Origin of the sequence: Serinicoccus marinus DSM 15273 (assembly GCF_008386315.1) — a bacterium.
Taxonomy (GTDB): Bacteria; Actinomycetota; Actinomycetes; order Actinomycetales; family Dermatophilaceae; genus Ornithinicoccus; species Ornithinicoccus marinus.
This window is the reverse complement of record NZ_CP043808.1, coordinates 1,014,337-1,035,455: the sequence shown is the minus strand read 5'-3', so window position 1 is coordinate 1,035,455 and position 21,119 is coordinate 1,014,337. Positions and strand designations below refer to the sequence as shown.

The window sequence follows — 21,119 nt, the reverse complement described above, 5'->3', positions numbered from 1 at the left end:
CGGGCAGGACAGAGTGGGGCCATGACCGCACCGCTGACCGTGATCCTCTTCGGCGCGACCGGTGACCTGGCGCGCCGCAAGCTCATCCCCGGGCTGCTGCACCTCTTCCTCTCCGGGCTGGTCGACGACCTGCGCGTCGTCGGCACCTCGCTGGACGAGATGTCGGTCGACGAGTTCCGTGACCTGGCGACGGGGGCGGTCCGGGAGTTCAGCGTCCGGGACAGCGACGAGGCGGCGCTGCGCGACTTCGCCCAGCACCTCGACTACGTGCCCGGCTCCGCCGGTCCGCAGGCGCTGCGGGAGGCGGTCGACCGCTCCGAGGAGGAGCTCGGCGGGGACGAGCTGCTGCGCCTTCACTACCTGTCGGTGCCACCCAGGGCGGCCCTGGAGGCGGTGGGCACCATCGGCGAGGCGGGTCTGGTCGAGCGCAGCCGGATCGTCATGGAGAAGCCGTTCGGCACCGACCACGCCTCGGCGGTCGAGCTGAACGGCCGGCTGCACCAGGTCTTCGACGAGGAGCAGATCTTCCGGATCGACCACTTCCTCGGCAAGGAGCCGGCTCAGAACATCCTGGCCTTCCGCTTCGCCAACGGGCTCTTCGAGCCGATCTGGCACCGCAACCACATCGACCACATCCAGATCGACGTGCCCGAGACCCTGGGCCTGTCGCAACGGGGCGACTTCTACGAGCAGACCGGGGCATACCGCGACATGGTGGTGACCCACCTGTTCCAGATCCTCGCCTTCACCGCGATGGAGCCGCCCACGTCGCTGGAGCCGGCCGCCATCAGCCGGGAGAAGAACAAGGTCTTCCGGTCCATGCTGCCGTTGGAGCCCACCGACGTGGTGCGCGGGCAGTACGTCGGCTACCGCGACGAGAAGGGGGTCGCCGAGGACAGCCAGACCGAGACCTTCGTCGCCTTGAAGTGCTTCGTGGACAACTGGCGCTGGGCGGGGGTGCCGTTCTACCTGCGGACCGGCAAGCAGCTGGCCGAGGGCGCCCGCATCATCTCGATCGCCTTCCGGGAGCCGCCGCAGTCGATGTTTCCGCCAGGGTCGGGGGTGGGCGACCACGGCCCGGACCACCTGACCTTCGACCTGGCCGACCGCGCCCGGATGTCGCTGAGCTTCTACGGCAAGCGGCCCGGGCCGGGGATGAAGCTGGACAAGCTGTCGATGCAGTTCTCGATGCAGGACACCGACTGGGCCGGATCGGTGCTGGAGGCCTACGAGCGGCTCATCTACGACGCCGCCCGCGGCGACCGCACGCTCTTCGTCACCGCGTCCGGCATCGAGCGCCTGTGGGAGATCTCGCAGCCGCTGCTCGACAACCCGCCGGTGGTGCGGCCCTACCAGCAGGGCTCGTGGGGACCGAACCAGATCCACCAGCTCATCACGCCGTTCACCTGGCGGCTGCCCTTCGAGCGGCAGTGGCGGGAGACGGGCAACAAGGGCTGACCCCGACCGGACCGACCGTCCGTCCGGGACAACGCGGTCGGTCCCGGTCGGCTCAGTCCAGGTAGTCGCGCAGGACCTGCGAGCGCGACGGGTGCCGCAGCTTGGACATCGTCTTGGACTCGATCTGCCGGATCCGCTCGCGGGTGACGCCGTAGACCTTGCCGATCTCGTCCAGCGTCTTGGGCTGGCCGTCGGAGAGCCCGAAGCGCATCGAGACCACACCGGCCTCGCGCTCGGACAGGGTGTCGAGCACCGAGTGCAACTGCTCCTGCAGGAGCGTGAACGACACCGCGTCCGCCGGCACCACGGCCTCGGAGTCCTCGATGAGGTCGCCGAACTCGCTGTCGCCGTCCTCGCCCAGCGGGGTGTGCAGCGAGATGGGCTCGCGGCCGTACTTCTGGACCTCGACGACCTTCTCCGGGGTCATGTCCAGCTCGGCGGCGAGCTCCTCCGGGGTGGGCTCGCGCCCGAGGTCCTGCAGCATCTGCCGCTGCACGCGCGCCAACTTGTTGATGACCTCGACCATGTGCACCGGGATGCGGATGGTGCGGGCCTGGTCGGCCATGGCCCGGGTGATGGCCTGCCGGATCCACCACGTCGCGTAGGTGGAGAACTTGTAGCCCTTGGTGTAGTCGAACTTCTCGACCGCCCGGATGAGGCCGAGGTTGCCCTCCTGGATGAGGTCCAGGAAGAGCATGCCGCGGCCGGTATACCGCTTGGCCAGCGAGACGACCAGCCGCAGGTTGGCCTCGAGCAGGTGGTTCTTGGCGTTCTTGCCGTCGTTGGAGATCCACCACAGCTCACGCTTGAGCTTGGCCTCGACCTTCTCGCCCGAGTTGAGCTTCTCCTCGGCGAACAGGCCGGCCTCGATCCGCTTGGCGAGCTCGACCTCCTGCTCGGCGTTGAGGAGGGCGACCTTGCCGATCTGCTTGAGGTAGTCCTTGACCGGGTCCGCGGTCGCGCCGGCCGTCACGACCTGCTGGGCCGGGGCGTCGTCGTCGTCGGCCGTGGACAGGGTGAAGCTGTCCTCGTCGCCCTTCGTGGCCGGCGTCTTGGTCTTTGCCGCCTCGGGGGTCTCGGTCTCGGCCGCGTCGTCGGCGTCCTCGGCGTCCTCGACCTCGGCCGGGTCGGTGGCGTCGGTCCCGACGATCTCCTCGACGACGTCCTTCTTCTTCCGCCGCCCGGTGCCGCCGGTCTTGGTCGGGGTCGCGGACGCGGAGCCCTTCTGGGTCTTCGACGCAGTCTTGGCCGCGGCCCGGGTGCTGCCCGAGCTCTTCGTCGACGCCGGCGTGCTCTTCTTCGCGGCGCTCGCGCCCGAGGACGCGCTCTTGCTGGTGGTGCTCTTGCTCCTGCTGGACGTCGTCGACGGGGCGGCCTTCTTCGACGGGGTCGCGGCCTTCGTCGAGGTCGAGCCCTGCGCGGCGGCTGACGTCTTTCTCGTCGTCCCGGAGCCCGTGGACGTCCCCTTGGTGGCAGCCGCCTTCTTCTTCGTCGTGGAGCTGCGCCGGCGCGCCGGGGCCGGCTCGGCCGCGCGCACCTCGATCGCCTGGTCGCTGAAGACGCGTAGCACCTTCTTCTGGGTCGCGGCCGCGGTGACCTCCGCCGCCTCCAGGGCGGTCTTGATCTGGTCGGCCTCGACGTAGCCCTGCTCGGTCCCGGAGGCCAGCAGGGCACGCAGGGCCTCGTGCTCGAAGGCGGGCGGGAGCTCAGGGGTGCTGGTGCGGGACGTCCTGGCTGTCACGGGCTGAACCAACTCTTTCTGACGACGCAGGTATGCCGCAGCCAGGGCAGCAGGGCGCCCCGACGCGGATCAGGAAGTGGTGAGCGGTGCCGGGTGCGGCACGCGACTTACACCATTATAGAACCCTGCGGGCCGATGACACATTCCCGCCGCCCGCGGCAGCCCTCCCGTTGGGGTGACCGGCGGTGCAGGCCGAGGCGAGGGCGCGCCTCAGTCGCCCTCGCCGGCCTTGACCGCCAGGACCGGGCACTGCGCCTCCAGCAGGATCCGCTGGGCGTTGGAGCCGAGGATGAGCTTGCCGATCGGGGTCCGGCGACGCAGCCCGATGACGATGAGGTCGGCGTCCGACTCCGCGGCCACCTCGATGAGGTCCTCGGCCGGCTCGTTGCCCCGCGCGAGCGCCCGGACCTCGTGCTCGATCCCCGCGCCGTCCAGGTCGCTGGCCACGGACTCCAGCTCCTCCTCGAACCGCCGCGCCTCCCCCGCGTCGAAGTCCCGGCCGCCGCGGTGGGAGTTGACCACGACGAGCTTGACCTTGCGCAGCAGCGCCTCGGTGCGCGCCGCGACCAGGGCCGCGCGGCCCTCGCGCGTGGGGATGTAGCCAACGATGATCGACATGGACGTGGACCTCCTGACGGTGACTGCCTTCGCCGAGAGGCTACAACCTCATGGGCGATCGGCCTCCCGAGCGTCGGTCCGGACGAGCCCCGACGCCCGCCCCGCGCGGTGGTCGCAGGCCGGCCTCCAGCATCCGGCGCAGGAGCCGGGCGAGGGTATACCGGGGGTCCCGCTCGAGCGCGGTGTCGACGGCCTCGTTGGCGAGGGTGCCGTCGCCGCGCACCCAGGAGACCATCGCCACCATCGTCAGGACCGCGCTGTCGAAGGGGTGCGGCACCTCCCCCGCCAGGGCCAGCAGCCGCCCGACCGGCTCCCGCCATCCCTCGCCGGGGAAGGCGGCCAACCCCGCGCACAGGTCTCTCGCGCCGTCCTGCCCGAGGCCGTCGTCCCAGCCGAGCTCGGGCAGCCAGCGGGCCAGGACGGCGTCGCGCACCTCCCGGTCGGCGAGCGTCCAGGCGATGCCGGCGCGCTGGCCCGCCGTCGGCGGGACACCGTCGGTCAGCCAGGCCGTCAGCGCCCGCAGCATCGCGCCGGGGTCGTGCCGGGTCGGGTCGAGGTCGAGGATCCCGAGGGCCAGGGCGGTGGCCCGCGCCGCCGGCTCGTCCCGGCGACGCACCAGCTCGGCGAGGGCCGCCCGGCTGGGCAGGGCGACGCGGCCCTGCAGCACCAGATCGGCGGCGACCGGAACGTCCGCGGCCGGTGGGGTCGGTCTCCAGCCTCGCTCCGGCGGCGGCACGTGCTCGCCGTCGCGCCGGACGCCATAGGTCTCCCGCCCCTCATCACGCACCAGCAGCAGGTCGTGCACGTGAGCACCGGTGGTGTCTGCCAGGCGGTCGGCCGCGGCCTCCAGGGCGATCACGTGCTCCTCGTCGACGTGGCCCGGCTCCCGCTCCGGGAGGTCGTAGCCCACGACGGTGAGCAGGACCGGCCCCGGTGACCCGTCGTCCGCCTGGAGCAGCGCCGTCCGGATGCTGTCGAGGTGGTCGCTCATCGCCTCGGGCGGCGGGAGGTCCAGTCGACCGGTGAAGATCATCTGCCCCACGGACCGGCCGTGAGGCCCGCCGATCCGGGCCGCCACCACGACCACGCTGTGGTCGATCTGGTAGCCGATGAGCTGCGGCAGGACGGCGATCAGCTGCTCGGCGCCGCGCAGCCGGGCCGAGGTCGTCGCGGCTCGCGACGGGTGATCGTGCTCGTCGTGGTCGCGACGGCCGCGCTGGTCAGGGGCGCCGTCGTGGTCGTGGGCGTGGTCGTGGGCGTCGTGGTCAGCGGCAACGTCGTGCCGGCGCGAGCGCCCCCCGGGCTCGTGTGTCGTCATACCCCCAGCGTGCCGCGAGCGGGCCCGCCGTGACGGGCCCGCTCGCGATCTGTGGATAACTCAGCCGGGCTGCTCGCCCGCCACCTCCGGCCGCGGCGCGAACTCCGCGCGCGCATGGTCGGCGATCCGCTTCATGAGGTAGCCGTCGAGACCGGCGCCGATGACGCCGCCCGCGACCGGGACGAAGCGGATGAGCCGCCCCAGGGCCTTGCCGCCGACGGTGGTGAGCAGCCGGAAGCCGACCGCCTTGTTGACCATCATGGACGCGGCCTTGGGCAGCCTCGACATCGCCAGCGTCGCGAGCCGCCCGGACCCGGTGAGGCCGGCGGCGGTCGAGATGCCCGCCTTGCGCATGAGGTCGTCCGCGTCCGCGCCGACGAGCGAGAGGAGCACGGCGGCGCGCGCCTCCTTGCTCTTCACGTCGTAGCCGCGGTGCTCGGCGATGGCCGCCACCATCCGGGTCGCGAGGGTGTAGAACTCCAGCACGTTGACCGGGATCGCCACCGGCATCGTGAAGATGCCGCCGACGCCGGTCACGAAGCCGCCGACGGCGGCCTTCTTGATGTGGTCGGAGACGATCTCGTCCACGACCTTCTCGTCGTCCTGGCCCTTCTCCCGGCGCGCCTTGACCAGCACCTGGCTCGAGGACTGCAGCGGCCCCACCCCGTCCACGCCGAAGTCGAGCAGCTTGCCGACGAAGGCGTTGGCCAGGCTGTCGAGCGGCCCGTCCTCGGGCGCCTCGGGGTTGTCGGTCGCGACCTCGGACTCACGTCGAGCCACGTCATGTCTCCTCACGTCTGGGGGGCCTGTCTGCGCCTCATCCTGACACGGGGTGCGTTAGGTTGCGCGGTATGACGTCTCCGCAGCGGCCGCCGGGGGCGCGGGTCCTCTGGCCGCTGGCGGCGCTGCTCACCGTGGCGGGCCTGGTCCTGCTCGTGCTGGGGGTCCTCGGCTCGCGCGACCGCGCGAGCGCGGACATGGTGGGCGTGGTCGCCGGGGACCGGGTCAGCGTGGGTGCCGACGGCCTGTCCGTCTGGTCGCGCAGCGCCGGCACGCGGGCCGACACGGTCTGCACCTTGGACTCTGAGACCCTGGAGCGCCCGGGCGAGGACTTCACCACCCGGGTGGGGGGCGAGCAGTTCCACGAGGTCGCGCGCACCCCGGCCGGCCATCCGATCGGCGACCTGCCGCTGGTCTGCGACACCGAGGACACCGTCTACGCCGGGCCGTTCGGGCCGGCCACCGCCCCCACGGGCCTGCGCGGGGGCACCGGGCTCACGCTCGGCCTCCTCCTGCTGCCGCTGGGTCTGGCCTGCGCCGTGCTGGCCGTGCTCGCCCGGCGCCGGACCGAGCCGGAGCAGGGCCCGGATCCCGGGGCATACACCCTGGACCCGCGCACCGCTCCCCCGACGCGGGATCCCTACGGACCGCCGCCGTCCGGCCCGCCGCAGGGCGGGCCCACGGGGCCGCGCTACGACCTGCCGCCGCCACCCTGATCCGCGGGCGGGGCGTCGTCGTCGGACTCGTCCGTCTCGTCGGCGGCCTCCGGATCGCGCAGGAAGGCCTCGAGCTGGGCACCGATCTCGTCGGCGCTGGGCAGGTTGGCCACCTCGGCCGCGAGCAGGCTCTTGCGCCGCTGGCCCTCGATGAAGTGGTCGTAACGCTGCTCCAGCCCCTCGACGACCTCGCGCGCCTCGTCGTTGCTGGCCAGCTCCTCCTCGATGCGGCCCCGGGTCAGCCCGGCCATGGCCACGAGCTCCTTGGTGGGCAGCACCAGACCGGTGAGGTCCATGAGGGTGTCCGCCGCCGCGACGACGGCGTCGCCGAACTGCGTCTCGGTGAGGTAGTGCGGCACGTGGACCGCGACGCCCATGGTGAGCAGGCCGGACTCGGCCAGCCGCAGGTGCAGCAGCGAGTCCGCGCTGGAGGGGATGCGGACCTGCCCGAAGATGGGGGTGTAGTCCCCGAGCACCGAGTTGTCGCTGGCGAAGCGGGTGGTGCCGACCGGTCGCGTGTGCGGCACCGCCATCGGGATGCCGTGGGCGCTGACCATCCGTCGCACCCCGAAGGCCATCCCGAGCTGGCGCACCGCCTCGACGAAGCCCTCCCACCGGTAGTCCGGCTCCACCCCGTGCAGGAGCAGGAACGGCTCGCCCGCGGCGTCCACCATCCGGTAGAGGATGAGCGAGGGGTCGTCGTAGTCGGTGTAGTGGTCGGAGTCGAAGGTCATCAACGGGCGCCGCGACCGGTAGTCGACCATCTCGTCGACGTCGAAGGTCGCGACGACCTCGTGCTCGAGGGTGTCCAGCAGGTGCTCGGCCAGCGTCGAGCGCACCTGGCCGGCGTCGAGGAAGCCGTCCAGCGAGACCAGCAGCAGCGGGGCGGGCTGCGGCTGGCGGGCGGCGTCAGCCTCCAGCCGGAACAGCGGCGAGTGCGTCGTCACGGTGTCTCCTCTCGGGGTCTGCCCAGCACAACGTCGGTCCGGCACCCAGGATTCCATGTCGGCGCGAGACGTGCGGGCGCCGATGATAGGAACGAGGTATGCCCTCCCCCCGGACGCCCTTCCACGACCTGTCCCACTACGTCGCCCTCCCCCGTGTCTCCGGCCTCGCGCTGAGCCCCGACGGCACCCGCCTGGTCACCTCTGTGGCGACCCTCAACGGCGCCGGGACCGGCTACGTCTCCGCGCTGTGGGAGGTCGACCCGACGGGCGAGCGACCGGCATACCGGATCACGCGCAGCGCCAAGGGCGAGAGCGGCGGGGCCTTCGCCGCCGACGGCGACCTCTACTTCACCTCCGCCCGCCCGGACCCGGACGGCCAGCAGGACGACGCCGCCGAGAGCTCCGCTGCCGGCGCGGCGCTGTGGACCATCCCGCGCCGCGGCGGGGAGGCGCGGGTCGTGCTGAGCCGCCCCGGCGGCGTCGACGCGGTGGCGACCGCCCGGGACGCCGATCGCGTCCTCGTCGTCGCGGGGCTGCTGCCGGGGGCGTCCACGGAGGCGGAGCACGCACAGCTGTCCGCGAGCCGCCGCAAGGCCGAGGTCGACGCGATCCTGCACACGTCCTACCCGATCCGCTACTGGGACCACGACCTCGGCCCGGCGCGGCCGCAGGTCTTCGCCCTGGACGACGGTCCCGCAGCGGGCGTCGAGGCCGTCCCGGAGGACACGGAGCACGAGGCACCCGCCGAGCTGCCCGGAACCGTCGACCGCGCCCGCGAGGTGCACCTGCGCCTGCTCACCGGCGACCTGCCGACACCCCTGCACGAGCCCAGCCCCGTGGTCGCTCCGGACGGGAGCTTCGCGCTCGTCGGGCTCACCGTGACCCAGGGCCGGGCGGACCTGCGCGAGGGCGTCGTGCGGGTGGATCTCGACAGCGGGCGGACGCGCACCCTGGTCGACACGCCGGGCCACGACGCGCACGCGGGACCGGTGAGCCCGGACGGCGCCCGCGCCGTCGTCGTCATCAGCGAGATCACCTCGCCGACGAGCGCGCCACGCCCCCGGCTGCACCTCATGGACACCACGACCGGGGAGACGACAGCGCTGGCCCACGACTGGGACCGCTGGGCGCAGCCCGTCGCGTGGACCCCGGACGGCGCCTCCGTGATCGCGCTCGCCGACAGCGAGGGTCGGCGGCCGGTCTTCCGGATCGACGTCGCCACCGGCGAGGTCACCCAGGTCACCCACGACGACGCCGCCTGGAGCGAGCTGGTCCTCTCCCCCGACGGCGCCACCGCCTACGGCGTGCGCTCGTCCTACCTCTTCCCACCCGAGCTCGCCCGCCTCGACCTGGCCACCGGGGAGGTCACCCGCCTCCCCGGTCCGGCCGAGCGACCGACGCTCCCGGGCCGGCTGGAGGAGGTCGACACCACCGCGGAGGACGGCAGCCGGGTCCGCGCCTGGCTGGCTCTCCCGGAGGGTGAGCCGGCGTCGGACGTCGGCCACCCGCTCTTGCTGTGGGTGCACGGCGGCCCGCTCGGGTCGTGGAACGCCTGGACCTGGCGGTGGAACCCGTGGTTGATGACCGCGCAGGGGTATGCCGTGCTGCTGCCCGACCCGGCGCTCTCGACCGGCTACGGGCAGGACTTCGTGCAGCGCGGGTGGGGCGCGTGGGGCCAGGCGCCCTACACCGACCTCATGGCGATCACCGACGCGGCCCTGGGACGAGACGACCTCGACGCCGACCGGACCGCGGCGATGGGCGGCTCCTTCGGCGGCTACATGGCCAACTGGATCGCCGGGCACACCGACCGGTTCCGGGCGGTCGTCACGCACGCCTCGCTCTGGGCCCTGGACGGCTTCGGGCCGACGACGGACGCCGCGTTCTACTGGCAGCGGGAGATGACCTCGGAGATGGCGCAGGCCAACAGCCCGCACCGCTTCATCGGGGACATCGTCACCCCGATGCTGGTCATCCACGGGGACAAGGACTACCGCGTGCCGATCGGTGAGGGCCTGCGGCTGTGGTACGAGCTGCTCTCGCGCTCCGGGCTGCCGCAGGCGGAGGACGGCACGACCCCGCACCGGTTCCTCTTCTTCCCGCAGGAGAACCATTGGATCCTCAAGCCCCAGCACGCCACCGTCTGGTATGCCACCGTCAGCGCCTTCCTCGCCGAGCACGTCCTCGGCGAGGAGCCGCCGCCCGCGGCGGAGCACCTCGGCCTGACCCCGCCGACGAAGGACGGCTCGCGCGAGGACGGCTCCCCCGGCGCGTCCTGACCGGGCCGGCCGGGCCGGCTACCCCTCGGCGGCGGTGACGCCGGGCGACCAGAGCAGCGGCGCCGGCGGGCAGCACCAGATGAGCGACCCGCTGCCGTCCGGAGCGGGCACGATCCCCCGGCGCCGCAGCGCGTCCGGGTCGGTGCCGCTGCGGGCCCGCGCCGCGAGCCGCTCGTGCTCCGGGCTGCCGGGGGCGGGCTCGCGGGCGCCCTCGGGAGGGGTCCGCGAGCGCAGCGACGCCTCGAAGGGCAGCAGCCGCTCGTGCCAGAGCTCGGTGACTCGTCGTCGCAGGTCGTCCCTGGTGCCCGTGTTGTCGAGCAGCACGTCGGCGGCCGCGGCGCGGGCGGCGTCGTCGGCCTGGGCCCGCACCCGGTCGCGGGCCGCCTGCTCGTCCATGCCGCGGTCCTGCACCAGCCGACGCACCCGCTCGCCCTCGGGCACGTCGACGATCACCGCGAGCGCGTAGTCGGCGGCCATCCCCAGCTCGACGAGCAGCGGGATGTCGTGGACGACGACCGCGTCGTCCGGTGCCGCGGCCATGAGCTCGGCGGAGCGGCGCCGGATCTGCGGGTGGGTGATGGCCTCCAGGTCACGCCGGGCCTGCTCGTCGCCGAAGACGACCCGGCCCAGCGCGGGCCGGTCGAGCGACCCGTCGGGTGCCAGCACCTCCGGCCCGAACCGCTCGGAGATCTGCGCGAGGGCGGGCATACCCGGCTCGACGACCTGGCGCGCCACGGCGTCCGCGTCGACCACCACCGCGCCGAGGTCCGCGAGCAGGGCCGAGACCGTCGACTTGCCCGACCCGATGCCGCCGGAGAGCCCGACGCGCAGAGTCATGACGAGATCTCGCCGCTGCCCTCGCGCCCCTGCCAGGTGCAGACGCAGGCCTCGTTGCCCTCGGGGTCGGCGAGGACCCACCACGACGGGGCGAACTCGTCGGTGACCAGGGTGCCGCCGGCGGCGAGCGCCGCAGCGACCCGCTCCTGCGCGAGGTCGTGCGGGACGGTGATGTCGAGGTGGAAGCGGCCCCGCTGGGTCCGGCCGTCGTCCATCTGCTGGAACCACATCGGGGCCAGCCGCCCCGCCGGGTCCTCGAGCTGGTGCTCGCCGGCCTCGGCGTAGCCGAGCACGGCCGCCCAGAACGGCTCGACCGACGGGGCGTCGGTGACGTCGAGCGCGATCTCCAGCGCCGCGACCTCGTGCGGCGTGGCGTCCAGCCCGAGCTCAGCGGCGGCGGCGGTGATCGCGACGGCGAGCGCCCGGTCGCGCGTGGTGAGCGCACGGACGTCGTGGCTGACCGTGGAGACGGTGACGTGCGGGTAGCGCAGGTCGACGTCGGGGTGGTGGTCCAGCTCGTCGGCGAGCTCGGCGATCCGCGACACCAGCCGGGCCCCGGTCGAGAAGTCCGGCGAGGCGAAGCGGGTCTGCAGCCTCCCGAGCAGCACCCGCCAGTCGGAGAGCTCGGGGTCGGTGGACAGCGCGTGGTCGGTCAGCGTCTCGGAGGACATACCGCGACTCTGCCAGATCACGACCGGCCGCACGGTCTGCGTCGCCCGACCGGACGGTAGGAGGTCCTCGTGGATCTCTGGGTCAGCGAGTACCCGCGGCCCTAGCCGGCGGACTCGGCGCGATCCATGGCGGCGTAGATCCGCTTCGGCGAGACGGGGGCGGGCGTGCCGAGGCGCTGGGCGAAGAGCGAGACCCGCAGCTCCTGCAGGGACCACACCACCTCGCGGACGTCGGGGTCCTCCCGGCGGTGCGGGGGCAGCCCGTCGAGGAAGGACGCGAGCTCGGACTCGACGACTCCGACGTCCCCCATCCGCTGCCGGTCCCGGGGCAAGTCCTGCACCCCCTTGTCGAGCCGCTCGGCCATCGCCCGCAGCCACACCACCATCCGCGGCAGCCGGGCATACCCGACGTCGGTCACGAAGCCCGGCCGCACGAGTGCGTCGAGCTGTCGCCGCAGGTCGGTGGCGAGGTCCGCCGCGGCTGGGGCGTCCAGCCGCTGCAGCCGCAGCGAGACCTCGCGCGCCGTGTCGAGGATCGGGACGAGCGACTCCACGATCTCCAGCACCCGCGGCACGCTCTGCTGCCGCACCCCGGCCAGCGCTGCCTCGAACTGCGCGGGCGTGCGCACCGTGGCCCCCGGCTGCTCGGCCACGACCGAGTCGACCGCCGCGGCGAGCGCGTCCTCGAGCAGGGCGGGCACCGAGCCGTGCGGGTTGTGGCCGAGCGAGAGCTTCTGGCTGTTGGAGAGCAACGCCAGCAGCCGCTTCCACGGCGGTGTCGTGCCGAGCAGCAGCAACCGGCGCACGCCGCGCCGGGTCTCCCGGTCCGCCTCCGAGCGCGTCGCGAGCACGCGCACGTCCACCGCGTCACCGGCGTCGACCAGCGCCGGGTAGCCCTGCACCTCACGCGGCCCCACCTGCCGGCTGAAGGTCTCGGGCAACGGATCGAGGTCGCCGGGCCACACCGTCAGACCGGTGCGCTCCACGCCCGAGGCCGCGGCAGCCATCGAGCTGCGCACGGCGGGCGCCAGCTGCTCCTGCAGCGCCGCGAGGTCCTTGCCCTCGCCGAGGACCTCGGCCCGTCCGCGCCGCCGGCCCCGCCCCTTGCCCCCGCCCGGCCGCACCGCGCGCTCGACCCGGAAGGTCATCCGCAGGTGGTCCGGCACCCGCTCCCACGGCATGTCCGCGGGATCCACGCGCACCAGGCCGCGGCCGGTGAGCTCGGCCGCCAGCGCCTCCCGGACCGGGACCTGCCCGACCACGCCGGCCTCGCGCATACCCCGGAGCGCGGCGCGCGCATGGTCCGGAGCCGGCACGAAGTTGCGGCGCACGTCCTTCGGCAGAGCCTTGACCAGCGCCGTCACCAGCTCCTCGTGCATCCCCGGCACGAGCCAGTCGAAACCCTCGTCCTGCACCTGGTTGAGCACCTCGACGGGCAGGTGCGCGGTGACCCCGTCGGCGTCAGCACCCGGCTCGAACTGGTAGGTCAGCCCGACGGTCAGCTCGCCCTGGGTCCGCTCGGTCGGGAAGTCCTCGCTGAGACCGCTCACCCGGTCGCCGGCGTCGCCCACCAGGAGGTCCTCGGTGAAGGTCAGCAGCTGCGGGTCCTCGCGGCGTGCCGTCTTCCACCAGGTGTCGAAGTGCGCGCCGGACACCACCTGCTCCGGGATCCGGGCGGAGTAGAACTCGACGAGTGTCTCGTCGTCGACGAGGATGTCGCGGCGCCGCGCCCGCTCCTCGAGCTGGCCCAGCTCGCGCACCAGCCGCCGGTTGGCGTGGAAGAAGTCGTGCCGCGTCTCCCAGTCCTCCTCGACCAGCCCCTGCCGGATGAAGAGGTCGCGCGCGGTCTCCGGGTCGATCCGCCCCAGCGGCACCGCGCGTCCCGCGACGAGGGGTATGCCGTAGAGCGTCACCCGCTCGTCCGCGACCGCCGACCCGGCCGAGCGCGACCAGCGGGGCTCGCTGTAGGACCGCTTGACCAGGTGCGCGGCTACTCGCTCCACCTCGGCCGGGTCGATGACCGCGTTGGTCCGCGCCCAGAGCCGGGTGGTCTCGACGAGCTCGGCGCTCATCACCCACTCGGGGTTCCTCCGATGGAGGACGGAGCCGGGTTGGATGACGAAGCGGGCGTTGCGGGCGCCGAGGTATGCCCGTGCCTCGCGTTCCCACATCCCCACGTTGGACAGCAGCCCGGTGAGCAGCGAGGAGTGCACCTGGTCGCTGGTGGCCGGGTGCTGGTTGAGCTCCATCCCCAGCTGCTTGACGGCCCGCTTCAGCTGGGTGTGCAGGTCCTGCCACTCCCGCACCCGCAGGTAGTGCAGGAACTCGGCCTTGCACATCCGCCGGAAGGCGCTGCCGGACAGCTGCTTCTGCTGCCGCTGGAGGTAGCGCCAGAGGTTGAGGACGACGAGGAAGTCGCTGTCGACGACGTCCTTGGCGTCCTTGTCGGTCTGGTCCTTCGATGCCGGCTGTCGAGGGTTCGGCGGGCCCTGCGCACCGCCCGCGCGGCGGAAGCGGGCGTGCGCCTGGTCCGCCTGCTGCTGCCGGTCCGCGGGTCGCTCGCGCACGTCCTGCATGGACAGCGCCGCGACGACCACGAGCACCTCCTGGAGAGCCCCCTGCCGCTCGGCCTCGAGGAGCATCCGCGCGAGCCGGGGGTCGACCGGCAGGCCGACGATGGCCCGGCCGTAGGGGGTGAGGCGCTGGCGCGGCAGGTGCGCGGGTGCCTTGGGGTCGATGGCCTGCAGCTCGGTGAGCAGCCGGACGCCGTCGGCGACCTGCCGCGGGTCCGGCGGCTCGAGGAAGCCGAACTTCTCGATCTCCCCCAGCCCCAGGTTGGTCATCTGCAGGATGACGCTGGCCAGGTTGGTCCGCAGGATCTCGGGGTCGGTGAACTCGGGCCGGCTCGCGAAGTCCTCCTCGCTGTAGAGCCGGATCGCGATGCCGTCGGCGAGGCGCCCGCAGCGCCCGGCCCGCTGGTTGGCCGAGGCCTGGCTGATCGGCTCGATCGGCAGCCGCTGCACCTTGAGCCGCTGGCTGTAGCGGCTGATCCGCGCGGTGCCGGTGTCCACGACATACCGGATGCCGGGGACGGTGAGCGAGGTCTCGGCGACGTTGGTGGAGACGACGATGCGTCGGCCGGTGTGCCGGGCGAAGACGCGGTGCTGCTCGGCGGCGGACAGCCGGCCGTAGAGCGGCAGCACCTCGGTGTCGGGCAGGTCGAGCCCGGCGAGCGCGTCGCAGACGTCCCGGATCTCCCGCTCGCCGGAGCAGAAGACGAGCACGTCCTCGCCCGCGCCGTCGCGCCCGGTGTCCTCGGTCCACAGCTCCTCGACCGCCTCGACCACCCCGGTGACCTGGTCGATCTCGACCTGCCGGGGCTCGGCGTCGGCCCCACGGCCCCGCGGCGGCTCCTCACGGGTGAGCGGCCGGTAGCGGACCTCGACCGGGTAGGTGCGGCCGGAGACCTCGATGACCGGTGCCGGCCGCCCCTGCTCGTCGGCGAAGAACTCCGCGAAGCGCTCGACGTCGATGGTGGCCGAGGTGATGATCACCTTGAGGTCGGGTCGTCGCGGGAGCAGCCGGCGCAGGTAGCCGAGGATGAAGTCGATGTTGAGGCTGCGCTCGTGCGCCTCGTCGATGATGAGCGTGTCGTAGCGGCGCAGGTCGCGGTCGCGCTGGAGCTCCGAGAGCAGGATCCCGTCGGTCATGACCTTGACCAGGGTGTCCGCGCGGGAGACGTCGGTGAAGCGCACCTGGTATCCCACGACGGTGCCGAGCTCGGCGCCGAGCTCCTCGCTGACCCGCTCGGCCACCGACCGCGCCGCGATCCGGCGCGGCTGGGTGTGGCCGATCATGCCCTCGACCCCGCGCCCCAGCTCCAGGCAGATCTTCGGCAGCTGGGTGGTCTTGCCCGACCCGGTCTCCCCGCGACGATCACCACCTGGTGCTCGGCGACCGTCTGCAGCAGGTCCTGCCGCCGCTCGGAGACGGGCAGCTCGGGCGGGTAGTGCAACGATCCGGGGGCCGGCTGGGCCGCCCGTCGGGCGGCGGTCGCCGCGGCGGCCTGCTCTCGCGAGGCTCCGCGTGAGCGACGGTCCGACCCCGGGTCCGAGCGTGTCGGTGACCCTGTGCCGCGCGGCCGGCGCCGGCCACGACGCCCGGAGCCTGCGCGACCCCGGCCCCCCTGCCGTCGACCGGTGCCCGCGTCGGGGTCACGTCGGTCGGGCTCGGGCACGCCCTCCACTCTAACGAGGCGGCACCACCGGGTTTCCGAGCGGCGGCGTCCCGGTCCGGCGGCGGCTCTGCGGCTCAGGCCGCGCCGCTGCGGGGCACCAGGCCGGAGGCGACCGGCAGGTGGGTCACTCCCGCGTGGGTGGCGAGGAAGGTGCCCCAGAGGGTCAGGCGGGCGTCCTCGCAGGCGTCGAGGGCGTACTGGTGCAGGGCCCGATCGGCGTCGCCGACCCCGCCACGCGGGCGGGCGAGCGCCAGGACGAATCCGGGCGTGTCCGGCAGGTCCGCGATGACCGGGATCATCCGCGCCACCACCTGGGTCGGGTCCTCCTGCGCCACCTCCCCCACCACGACGGGTTGGGCCAGCGTGCCGCCGGGGCGGCAGAGGAGGAAGCCCAGCGCGCCGGCGGCGCGGTCGGCGTCGCTCACGACGAGGTCCACGACATCGGCGGCCAGCACCGGGTCGTCGAGCGGACGGGCGGGCCAGTCATCAGGAAGGTTCTCGAAACTCATACCCGCCAGCCTGCCCCGGCGCGCGATCGTCGCGCAGAAGTTGTCCACAGTGATGCTGTTGGTGCCGTCGTTACGCTCGATGGAAGTCCCGCCCGGCTGACCCTGTTGTCCACCGGCTTGGTGCCTTTGGCCTGATCTGTCGCCGGACGGGGCGCACGCACCAGCCAGACGGATCGTGACCTGATAGGAGCCTGGCGTAGGCCTCGTCACTGTGCTGTCCGCCCGACCGGTGGTGCGTGTCCAACCAACTGGATCAGAGTCGGAAGGACGCCAATCATGGTGACATCTACCGTCATCGGCGGGGTCGACACCCACGCCGACACGCACACCCTGGCCGCGCTCGACGCCCAGGGCCGGCTGCTGGGCACCAGGAGTGTCCCGGCGACCGCGGCGGGTAACAGGCGAGCCCTGGGATGGCTGAGCTCGCACGGGCAGGTCGACCGCGTCGGGGTCGAGGGCACCGGGTCCTACGGTGCCCAGCTCGCCCGCTACCTCACAGCCCAGGACGTGGACGTGGTCGAGGTCGACCGCGCGGATCGCAAGCAGCGTCGTCAGCGGGGCAAGAGCGACCCGCTGGACGCCGAGGCCGCAGCCCGGGCCGTGCTGGCCAGGACGGCCACGACGACACCCAAGACGCGCACCGGGCCGGTGGAGTCGCTGCGCGCGCTGAAGGCGACCAAGAGGGCCGCGATGAAGGCGATGGTCGCTGCCCGCTCCGCCCTGGTGCAGCTGGTCATCACCGCGCCGCACTCGGTCCGCGAGCAGCTGCACGGACTCAGCGGCACCACCCGCGTCGAGGCGTGTGCGCGGCTGCGCCCGGACCGCGACCGCCTGCATGAGCCTGAGCAGGCGGTCAAGCTCGCGCTGCGCCGGACCGCTCGCCGCTGCCTGGTCCTGGCCGAGGAGATCGCCGAGGCCGACGCCGACCTCGACGCCCTGGTCAAGCACACCGCCCCCGGACTGCTGGACCACTTCGGTGTCGGCCCCGATACCGCCTCTCAGCTGCTCATCACCGCTGGTGACAACCCCGACCGCATCCGGTCCGAGGCCTCCTTCGCCGCACTGTGCGGGGTCAGCCCACTGCCCGCATCCTCCGGACGCACCGACCGCCACAGGCTCAACCGCGGCGGTGACAGGCACGCCAACGAAGCCCTCTGGCGGATCATCATGGTCCGTCTCGGCCACGACGACAGGACCAAGGCCTACCGGGCCCGACGCAGCGAGCAGAACCTGAGCAAACCCGAGATCATCCGCTGCCTCAAGCGCTACCTCGTCCGCGAGCTCCTGCCCACCATCCGCGCCGAACTCGCCCACGACACAGCCCCACCGCAAGCACCATCAACCCTCGATCCAGCCGCTTGACAGGTCATAGGAGCATCAGCCCCCGCATACCTGGGACCGACGTCGGGGTAGCACGACCTCCATCGGGATGTATGCCGATGAAGCTCCTGCTAGGCCGACGTCGGTCCGGAGGGGCGGTATGCCCGGTGGTGCCCCTCAGAGCAGCTGGGAGACCGCGTGGATCACCAGTCCGACCAGCGCGCCCACGACGGTGCCGTTGAGCCGGATGAACTGCAGGTCGCGACCGACGTGCAGCTCGATCTTGTCCGACGCCTCGCGAGCGTCCCATCGCGCGATGGTCCCTGAGATGACCGAGGTGAGCTCAGGCCCGTAGCGCTGGACCAGGGACACCACGGTGTCGGCGACCCACGCGTCCAACCGCGCCTGCAGCCGCTCGTCGTCGACGAGCTGTCGACCCAGCGCCGCCAGCCCGGTGCTCATCCGGGTGCGCAGCGCCCCCTGCGGGTCGTCCAGAGCGTCGAGGACGGAGGTGCGCAGCGTCTCCCCGAGGGCGACGCCCGTCGCGCTCACCTGCGGGTGGTCCAGGACCCGCTCCTTGAGCGACTCGAAGCGCTCGCGGGTCCGCTCGTCCTCCTGCAGGTCGCGGCCCAGCTCGGCCAGGTAGGCGTCGAGGGCGTGCCGCACGGTGTGCTCCGGGTCGTCCTTGACGTCGCGGGCCCAGCGCAGCACCTCGGTGTAGACCCGTCGGGTCACCTGGTCGTTGACCCAGGTCGGGGCCCAGGCCGGGGCGCGCGAGCGGACGATCGTCTCTACCTGGTCCTGGTGCAGGGCGAGCCAGGCGTGCAGCTCCCGGGCGAAGAGGTCGACGAGCCCGTGGTGCGAGCCGTCCTCGACGACACGCTCCAGGAGGTGACCGGCGACCGGGGACAGCGGCTCCTCGCGCACCCGCGGGAGGACGACGTCGTCGACGAAGGTGCGGATCTCGTCCTCGTCCAGGCGCTCGACGGCACGGCGCAGGAAGGGCGCCGCCTCGGAGACCACGCGCTCGACGTGCTCGGGCTCGCGCAGCCACTCGCCGACCCGGTGCACGACCTGGGCGTCGAGGAGCTTGTCCCTGAGCACCTGCGGGGTGAGGAAGTTGTCGGTGACGAACTGCTCGAGGCTCGCCCCGAGGTCGTCCTTGCGCCGACGGACCAGAGCGGTGTGCGGGATCGGCAGACCGAGCGGGTGCCGGAAGAGCGCGACAACGGCGAACCAGTCGGCGATCGCCCCGATCATCCCCGCCTCGGCGCCCGCGTTGACGTATCCCCAGATCCCGTCGCGCCCGTGGGTCAGCACGTAGATGACCGCCATGACCACGAGCAACCCGGTCGCAACGGTGCGCATCTGCCGCAGCCCGGCACGGCGCGACGCGTCGTCCTGTCGGATCACGGCGCGCTGCTGGTCGACGGTGCCTTCCACGGGTCCCTCCTGCAGGTATGCCGGTGCGGACGACGAGCGGTCGGACGTGACCGACCGGCCGGTCCAGCCTAGTCCGAGTATGGTCAGCGGATGAGGTGGGTGCGGCTCGGGGCGGCGCTGGCTGCCACCTGCCTGCCGGTCTCGCTGGGCGCGGCCTCCCTGGCCCAGAGCCCGTCTCGCGCGATGGACTCGGCGGTCGCCGTCGAGGCCGACGGCACGACAGTCGGCCGTTCGTCCGACGCCGAGCTGATCGTCTGGCAGGTCGTCGGCGACGACGCCGACACCGCTCCCGACGTGACCTGCACCGTGACGGACGACGCCGGCGGCGGCCTCTCGGGCGAGGTCGGTCCGGGCCCGCTCCTGGGCTCTGGCGAGGAGCAGCTGCGCCGGGTCGCGCGCTACGACATCCCCGCGTGGGTGGCCTCCACCACGGTGGACTGCGCCCCCGACGACGCAGACCTGCGGCTCACCCCAGGGTATGCCGAGCCGACGGCCGCTCATCGCGTGGCTGCCCGCTGGTTCGGCGGCGGCGGGGCGGTCGGGGTCGTGCTCGTCGGGGCCGGCCTCGTGATCGGTCGACGCGACGGCGCCCGCACCGGCGCGCCGTCGTCCGCCGGAGGCCCGACCGGGAGCGGTGGGCAGGTCACTTCGCCTGCCCCCGGCACGGAGCGTCCGCGCGTACGGGGGCTCACCTTCCGCCCGCCGGGCGAGGGTCGCTGAGGCTCCCACCAGCATCGGCGTGGATGACGCCTTGACCACGCGTCGGGCCGCGCCCCCTCGGTCCCGAAAGCGCGCGACTGCACCGGGGATGTCTCGGAATCGACCTCTTCGCCGATGGGGTGCAGGGCAACCACTCGCGGCGCCCGGTGGGTGACAGATGGCACGCCGGGAGGTATCCCCCGTGTGCCAAGGTGGAACGCACGACACAATGGGCGCGTCACAGCGTGTGCCTCGCATCCTGACGGGGGGCGGGAGCACGACGACACGGCCACCCGAGGAGAGACGATGACCGACCAGCCGCAGCCGCTCGCCGCGCCCGAGCCCGAGGGTGAGTCGTTGGTGCTGACCGCGCCCCGCCCGACCGAGCCCGTCGCCCAGACGGCCGCGCCGAAGATGGCGCCGCAGGTCGACCCCGAGGCGATGCCCGCCCTGGACGCCAAGGTCGAGACCTATCTCGCCGGGCTGACCGGGACCGAGACGAAGTCGCCCGAGTTCGCCCAGCGCGCGGCTGACGTCCGCACCATGGGCGACGCCGACATCCGGGCGGCGGCCGAGACCTCCAACCGGTTGCTGAAGTCACCGGTCCGCGCGATCCAGTCCGGCGGGGTGTCCAAGGAGTCCAAGGTCGCGCAGACCCTCACCGAGCTGCGGCACACGGTGGAGGACCTCGACCCGGCCCAGGCCACCGGGGTGAAGAAGTGGTTCGAGCGGCTGCCGTTCTCGGACCGGCTGACGAAGTACTTCCAGAAGTACGAGTCCGCGGAGAAGCACCTGGACGCCATCCTGCACGCGCTCAAGAGCGGCCAGGACGAGCTCGCCAAGGACAACGCCGCGCTCAACATGGAGAAGCAGCAGCTGTGGGAGTCGATGGGACGGCTGAACCAGTACGTCTACATCGCCGAGCAGCTCGACGCCAGGGTCGCCGCGACCATCGCCGAGCTGGACAGCAGCGACCCCGAGCGCGCCAAGGCGCTGCGCGAGGACGTCCTGTTCTACGTCCGGCAGAAGCACCAGGACCTGCTCACCCAGCTCGCCGTGTCGATCCAGAACTACCTCGCGATCGACATCGTCATGAAGAACAACATCGAGCTCATCAAGGGCGTCGACCGAGCCTCCACCACGACGGTCTCGGCGCTGCGGACCGCTGTGCTCGTCGCGCAGGCGCTCAACAACCAGAAGCTCGTGCTCGACCAGATCACCGCGCTCAACCAGACCACCTCCCAGATGATCCAGAGCACCAGTGAGCTGCTGCGCGACAACTCCGTCGCCATCCAGGAGCAGGCCGCGTCCTCCACCCTGGGGCTGGACCAGCTGCAGGCCGCCTTCACCAACATCTACGCCACGATGGACGCGATCGACGAGTTCCGGGTCCAGGCCCTGGACGGCATGTCGCAGACGATCGGGGTGCTCGAGGGCGAGGTCGAGAAGTCGCGCGACTACCTCGACCGCGCCCAGCGCACCGACGTGCGCCTCGCGGCGGGCCAGCTGGACATCGAGGGTTCGGGCCCCTCGCGCCGGGGCTGAC

15 protein-coding genes and 1 pseudogene are annotated in these 21,119 nt (G+C 72.8%); 6 read left to right on the top strand and 10 right to left on the bottom strand.

What is annotated here, in order from left to right; genetic code table 11:
• Nucleotides 1–21: 21 nt before the first annotated feature.
• Nucleotides 22–1,458, top strand: coding sequence for a glucose-6-phosphate dehydrogenase (gene zwf / locus FU792_RS04945; RefSeq protein WP_022924847.1), 1,437 nt, complete (start codon nucleotides 22–24; stop codon nucleotides 1,456–1,458).
• Nucleotides 1,459–1,510: 52 nt separating this feature from the next.
• Here the strand turns inward: zwf and FU792_RS04940 are convergent, their stop codons facing one another.
• From FU792_RS04940 to FU792_RS04925, 4 genes are all read right to left on the bottom strand, one after another.
• On the bottom strand, nucleotides 1,511–3,199 hold the full coding sequence (locus FU792_RS04940) for an RNA polymerase sigma factor (protein ID WP_022924848.1): 1,689 nt from the start codon (nucleotides 3,197–3,199) through the stop codon (nucleotides 1,511–1,513).
• A 210-nt stretch (nucleotides 3,200–3,409) separates the two neighbouring features.
• Nucleotides 3,410–3,817: a universal stress protein gene (locus FU792_RS04935; RefSeq protein ID WP_022924849.1), complete on the bottom strand. Its 408-nt coding sequence runs from the start codon at nucleotides 3,815–3,817 to the stop codon at nucleotides 3,410–3,412.
• A 40-nt stretch (nucleotides 3,818–3,857) separates the two neighbouring features.
• Nucleotides 3,858–5,135, bottom strand: a complete 1,278-nt coding sequence (locus FU792_RS04930; RefSeq protein WP_022924850.1) for a DUF4192 domain-containing protein — start codon at nucleotides 5,133–5,135, stop codon at nucleotides 3,858–3,860.
• Between the two features lie 60 nt (nucleotides 5,136–5,195).
• A complete protein-coding gene (locus tag FU792_RS04925; RefSeq protein WP_022924851.1) occupies nucleotides 5,196–5,915 on the bottom strand; it encodes an EcsC family protein in 720 nt (239 codons plus the stop codon).
• Nucleotides 5,916–5,986: 71 nt separating this feature from the next.
• On the opposite strand from FU792_RS04925, the gene FU792_RS04920 reads away from it, so the two are divergent.
• On the top strand, nucleotides 5,987–6,631 hold the full coding sequence (locus FU792_RS04920; protein ID WP_022924852.1) for a hypothetical protein: 645 nt from the start codon (nucleotides 5,987–5,989) through the stop codon (nucleotides 6,629–6,631).
• Here the strand turns inward: FU792_RS04920 and FU792_RS04915 are convergent.
• A complete protein-coding gene (locus tag FU792_RS04915; RefSeq protein ID WP_022924853.1) occupies nucleotides 6,607–7,578 on the bottom strand; it encodes a PAC2 family protein in 972 nt (323 codons plus the stop codon). The two genes, FU792_RS04920 and FU792_RS04915, sit on opposite strands and share 25 nt — an antisense overlap.
• Before the next feature lie 98 nt (nucleotides 7,579–7,676).
• Between FU792_RS04915 and FU792_RS04910 the strand changes: the two genes are divergently transcribed.
• Entirely contained in the window at nucleotides 7,677–9,857 is a 2,181-nt protein-coding gene (locus FU792_RS04910) for a S9 family peptidase (protein WP_022924854.1), read from the top strand.
• Between the two features lie 18 nt (nucleotides 9,858–9,875).
• On the opposite strand, the gene coaE is transcribed toward FU792_RS04910, so the two are convergent.
• The 4 genes and pseudogenes from coaE to FU792_RS04890 all read right to left on the bottom strand — a co-directional run bounded on the left by coaE (nucleotide 9,876) and on the right by FU792_RS04890 (nucleotide 16,111).
• Nucleotides 9,876–10,694, bottom strand: coding sequence for a dephospho-CoA kinase (gene coaE / locus FU792_RS04905; protein WP_022924855.1), 819 nt, complete (start codon nucleotides 10,692–10,694; stop codon nucleotides 9,876–9,878).
• Complete coding sequence (locus FU792_RS04900; protein ID WP_028130993.1) at nucleotides 10,691–11,365, bottom strand: VOC family protein; 675 nt, start codon at nucleotides 11,363–11,365, stop codon at nucleotides 10,691–10,693. The genes coaE and FU792_RS04900 overlap by 4 nt, the downstream gene beginning before the upstream one ends.
• 101 nt (nucleotides 11,366–11,466) lie before the next feature.
• Nucleotides 11,467–15,602: pseudogene (gene hrpA / locus FU792_RS04895) on the bottom strand (ATP-dependent RNA helicase HrpA).
• A 74-nt stretch (nucleotides 15,603–15,676) separates the two neighbouring features.
• Complete coding sequence (locus tag FU792_RS04890; protein ID WP_149814583.1) at nucleotides 15,677–16,111, bottom strand: hypothetical protein; 435 nt, start codon at nucleotides 16,109–16,111, stop codon at nucleotides 15,677–15,679.
• 276 nt (nucleotides 16,112–16,387) lie between these two features.
• Here FU792_RS04890 and FU792_RS04885 point away from each other — a divergent pair, with 276 nt between their 5' ends.
• Nucleotides 16,388–17,473: an IS110 family RNA-guided transposase gene (locus tag FU792_RS04885; protein WP_149814571.1), complete on the top strand. Its 1,086-nt coding sequence runs from the start codon at nucleotides 16,388–16,390 to the stop codon at nucleotides 17,471–17,473.
• A gap of 135 nt (nucleotides 17,474–17,608) precedes the next feature.
• On the opposite strand, the gene FU792_RS04880 is transcribed toward FU792_RS04885, so the two are convergent.
• Nucleotides 17,609–18,874: a DUF445 domain-containing protein gene (locus FU792_RS04880; protein WP_022926254.1), complete on the bottom strand. Its 1,266-nt coding sequence runs from the start codon at nucleotides 18,872–18,874 to the stop codon at nucleotides 17,609–17,611.
• Between the two features lie 90 nt (nucleotides 18,875–18,964).
• Between FU792_RS04880 and FU792_RS04875 the strand changes: the two genes are divergently transcribed.
• Nucleotides 18,965–19,594 (top strand): hypothetical protein, encoded by a 630-nt coding sequence (locus FU792_RS04875; protein ID WP_022926255.1) that lies wholly within the window; start codon nucleotides 18,965–18,967, stop codon nucleotides 19,592–19,594.
• A gap of 285 nt (nucleotides 19,595–19,879) precedes the next feature.
• Entirely contained in the window at nucleotides 19,880–21,118 is a 1,239-nt protein-coding gene (locus FU792_RS04870; protein ID WP_022926256.1) for a toxic anion resistance protein, read from the top strand.
• The last annotated feature ends 1 nt before the right edge of the window (nucleotide 21,119 follow it).

Coding starts and splice junctions, on each gene's coding strand:
- coaE (WP_022924855.1), bottom strand. CDS start 10,694: ATGACTCTGCGCGTCGGGCTCTCCGGCGGCATCGGGTCGGGCAAGTCG.
- FU792_RS04870 (WP_022926256.1), top strand. CDS start 19,880: ATGACCGACCAGCCGCAGCCGCTCGCCGCGCCCGAGCCCGAGGGTGAG.
- FU792_RS04910 (WP_022924854.1), top strand. CDS start 7,677: ATGCCCTCCCCCCGGACGCCCTTCCACGACCTGTCCCACTACGTCGCC.
- FU792_RS04920 (WP_022924852.1), top strand. CDS start 5,987: ATGACGTCTCCGCAGCGGCCGCCGGGGGCGCGGGTCCTCTGGCCGCTG.
- zwf (WP_022924847.1), top strand. CDS start 22: ATGACCGCACCGCTGACCGTGATCCTCTTCGGCGCGACCGGTGACCTG.
- FU792_RS04885 (WP_149814571.1), top strand. CDS start 16,388: ATGGTGACATCTACCGTCATCGGCGGGGTCGACACCCACGCCGACACG.
- FU792_RS04890 (WP_149814583.1), bottom strand. CDS start 16,111: ATGAGTTTCGAGAACCTTCCTGATGACTGGCCCGCCCGTCCGCTCGAC.
- FU792_RS04930 (WP_022924850.1), bottom strand. CDS start 5,135: ATGACGACACACGAGCCCGGGGGGCGCTCGCGCCGGCACGACGTTGCC.
- FU792_RS04875 (WP_022926255.1), top strand. CDS start 18,965: ATGAGGTGGGTGCGGCTCGGGGCGGCGCTGGCTGCCACCTGCCTGCCG.
- FU792_RS04935 (WP_022924849.1), bottom strand. CDS start 3,817: ATGTCGATCATCGTTGGCTACATCCCCACGCGCGAGGGCCGCGCGGCC.
- FU792_RS04900 (WP_028130993.1), bottom strand. CDS start 11,365: ATGTCCTCCGAGACGCTGACCGACCACGCGCTGTCCACCGACCCCGAG.